The following is a 3,130-nucleotide window of genomic DNA, read 5'->3' as shown; positions in this document are numbered from 1 at the left end:
CATCCTCGCAAAACTACAAAGACTTTGTACGCGAATCAGCGGAACGGAACACTAGCAAGAGCTGAGCATAAAGGTGTGGGCCGATAGCACGCGTTCGCTGACACTGAGACCTGACATTGGCGGCCATCGATGCGCGAACGGCAGGAGACTGGCCTACAGCTGCCTTACCCACATCGTCGCATGAACGTCGGCTCAGGCCGAACACCCGTCTTCCTATGTGAGTCGACGAACGGCCGTTGTGCCTCTTGAAAGCCGCCGTAGAGGCCGCGCTGGCTCGACGGGCTGCAATGGGTCGCGTGCTGACGCTCGTGGCACGCACGGGTCGATCGCACGACGATGGGTAAGGTACGGCCCATCTCCAGCCGTTCGCCCGATACCGTGCGCGTTCCTCGGAAACCCAAGAGGAATCAGTTGCGCACGCTGAATCCCGTTGTTCATCCTGTTCGGCACGCAACCGACCACGGCCGATGACACCGGACGTACGACTTAGTCGTGCGGGAAATGCCCCGAGATATACTTCCTGCATGGAACTCGACCCCCGCGACCTCGATAAAATCAGTGCCGTCACGTTGCAGCACTACGACGCGCACGCGGAAGATTTCCGCGACGGCACGTACGACCACGACGTCACGCAGAACATCGCGGCGTTGCTGCACCATATCGAAGTCGAGCCCCCTTTTACGATCCTGGATTTCGGCTGCGGGCCGGGGCGAGATCTCAAGGCCTTCACTACACTCGGCCATTGCGCGGTCGGCCTCGATGGCGCCGAGCGCTTCGTTGCAATGGCGCGTGACGCGACTGGCTGCGACGTCTGGCAGCAGGATTTCCTGCATCTCGATTTGCCGGCTGCGCACTTTGACGGCATTTTCGCCAACGCCGCGCTGTTCCATGTCCCGAGTCAGGCGTTGCCGCGCGTGTTGCGGCAATTGCACGCGACGCTGAAGCTCGGCGGTGTGCTGTTCAGCTCCAACCCGCGCGGCACGAATCAGGAAGGCTGGAGCCACGGCCGCTACGGCGTCTTCCATGATCTCGAAGCATGGCGCCGATATATGGCGGGCGCGGGATTCGTCGAAATGGAGCACTATTACCGGCCCGCTGGCTTGCCGCGTGAGCGGCAGCCGTGGCTAGCCAGCGTGTGGCGCAAGCCGGTCGCCTGAAACGCCAGGGGTTGTCACCGTATGCCCGCGTTGGGCTTGGTAGATGCTTGCGTTCAAGCCGCTTTGATGCGGCGCAAGGCAGGCGATTTGCAGCACTGTCCATCGCGTAGAGAAACGGCCAGTCGTGGATCTCGCACAATCGGCGGAAGCGGGGACGCCTGTCGTCGGCCGCGACAGGCAGCGTGCGGCCATGAGTTGACGCTCGCTTGAACCCTGTTAATGTCATCCCTGCGTCCGATTTGCACGGGAAGGCAGCCACTCATCCTCTGCAGATTTCACCTCCAACAGCGCACGCGAAAGTGCGACGCATGGATACAATATAACGACAATGGCGATGGGCGTACGAGAGATGACAGCAACGACAAGCAACAACCTTCGTAGAAAGTGCCTTCTTTCTGCTCCAATGGGATTGGATCTGACTGTACTGCGACGGGCCTTACGGGTACGAGGCGTCGACGTTCTTGTGCCACAAGACTTGACAGCAGGAAGCGATTTGGCGGACGAAATTCAGGCGCAAATCGCTCAAGTCAGCCTCGTCATTGGCGTGCTTTCCGGAAAGGACTCATCCCAGTGGGTTCTTTTCGAACTCGGCATTGCCGCTGCTCTCGGTCGTCGCATTTTGTTAATCACGCCTCCAGATGCGGAGCCAATTCCCTTTTCGCCGCGCCATATGCTTGTTCTTCGAGTCGCCCCGGACAATGAGGAGGCAATTGGCTTCGCGTTAGACCAAATCCTTTCTGCGCCAGAGCGGATGATTGACGATAAGTCATCACAACGGAAAGCGTCTCGCGGCCTTGGTGAAAAGGCAGACGAACTTTGGGGAAGTCTCGAGCATTCTTTGGCTGTTAATGATTGGAAAGGTGTAGAGAATGTCGTATCGGAAGCGCTTAAGTATTCAGACACTGACGTTGTTGTTACTTCGCCAAGACGAGACAAAGGTGCCGATTTTGCTGTGTGGTCTGATTTGCTTGAAACGCTCGTCGGCAATCCGCTTCTCGTAGAGGTGAAGTCTAGAATTCGGCGTCGAGAAGATGCCTTGCGGATAACAAATCAAATTGCCGCGTATGTGAGCGGTTCAGGCTCGCAGTGGGCGCTGCTTCTTTATGGCGAGGGCCCCGATCCAGACAGTAACTGGTGGGCTCAAACATCACCAAACGTATTGGTGCTACCACTTAAGAGTTTTCTCGAGGGATTGCGCTCGCGGACCTTCCCTGAGCTGGTGCGCGATCTTCGTAATAGTCGTGTTCACGGCTCGAGTGTCTAATGGCGGCAATCGATCAACCCACTGTACGCGCCTTCTTCGAAGCTGGCGATAACGGAGCAACTACCGCAGCGAAGGGTCGGGCACTTGAGAATTTGATTTGCTATCTTTTCTCGCAAGTACCCGGGGTTTCGATAACGCGTCGTAATGAGATGAACCCTTTCGAAACCGAAGAGATCGACGTCGCTCTTTGGAATGACGCTCATGCCGACGGTTTTTTCTTTCTGCCCAACATCATCCTGATTGAATGCAAGAACTGGTCCGCGGCTGTGGGAAGCATAGAGGTCAACTGGTTCGATTCGAAACTTCGGAATCGTGGACTTGATTTTGGAATACTGGTCGCCGCAAATGGCGTCTCGGGAGATGCGGGGCAGGTTACCGCCGCACACTTTACGGTTGCGGCGGCACTGAAAGAGTGTAGGCGCCTGATTGTCTTTACAAAGGATGAAATCCTAAGACTCACTGACTCAGATGAGCTCGTCAGATCAGTTAAAGAAAAACTATGCGATTTAGCAGTCGCAGGAACGATCCTGTAGCGGCGGCGGCGCCGATTTAGATTGAACGGCCGCACCAAGTTGCGAGCGGTCGTTTAGATTGCCTAACACGGAAGGTCCGCTCCGGGTCGACCTGAGCCAGTCGCTGTCGGCTCAGTGCCGACAGAAACGGTCATTGCGATGCCCACGGACGCGGACTGTCAGCTGATCTATCGGCT

3 protein-coding genes are annotated in these 3,130 nt (G+C 56.9%); all 3 read left to right on the top strand.

All coding sequences use genetic code 11. The annotated features are described in order from the left end of the window. Nucleotides 1-524 precede the first annotated feature (524 nt). The 3 genes from M0D64_RS44645 to M0D64_RS44635 all read left to right on the top strand — a co-directional run bounded on the left by M0D64_RS44645 (nt 525) and on the right by M0D64_RS44635 (nt 2,954). Complete coding sequence (locus M0D64_RS44645) at nt 525-1,157, top strand: bifunctional 2-polyprenyl-6-hydroxyphenol methylase/3-demethylubiquinol 3-O-methyltransferase UbiG (RefSeq protein ID WP_211607552.1); 633 nt, start codon at nt 525-527, stop codon at nt 1,155-1,157. Nucleotides 1,158-1,485: 328 nt separating this feature from the next. After that, nucleotides 1,486-2,421: a TIR domain-containing protein gene (locus M0D64_RS44640; protein WP_323135792.1), complete on the top strand. Its 936-nt coding sequence runs from the start codon at nt 1,486-1,488 to the stop codon at nt 2,419-2,421. After that, nucleotides 2,421-2,954 (top strand): restriction endonuclease, encoded by a 534-nt coding sequence (locus M0D64_RS44635; RefSeq protein WP_266262292.1) that lies wholly within the window; start codon nt 2,421-2,423, stop codon nt 2,952-2,954. Before M0D64_RS44640 ends, M0D64_RS44635 begins: the two co-directional genes overlap by 1 nt. The last annotated feature ends 176 nt before the right edge of the window (nt 2,955-3,130 follow it).

The sequence above is a fragment of the Paraburkholderia sp. WS6 genome (assembly GCF_030464835.1).
GTDB classification, from domain to species: domain Bacteria; phylum Pseudomonadota; class Gammaproteobacteria; order Burkholderiales; family Burkholderiaceae; genus Paraburkholderia; species Paraburkholderia madseniana.
The sequence above is the reverse complement of the archived record's forward strand: the minus strand, read 5'-3'. Positions and strand labels throughout refer to the sequence as shown.

What these genes read in the sequence shown, in the direction of transcription:
- M0D64_RS44645 (WP_211607552.1), top strand. Translation starts at nt 525, where the DNA reads ATGGAACTCGACCCCCGCGACCTCGATAAAATCAGTGCCGTCACGTTG.
- M0D64_RS44640 (WP_323135792.1), top strand. Translation starts at nt 1,486, where the DNA reads ATGGCGATGGGCGTACGAGAGATGACAGCAACGACAAGCAACAACCTT.
- M0D64_RS44635 (WP_266262292.1), top strand. Translation starts at nt 2,421, where the DNA reads ATGGCGGCAATCGATCAACCCACTGTACGCGCCTTCTTCGAAGCTGGC.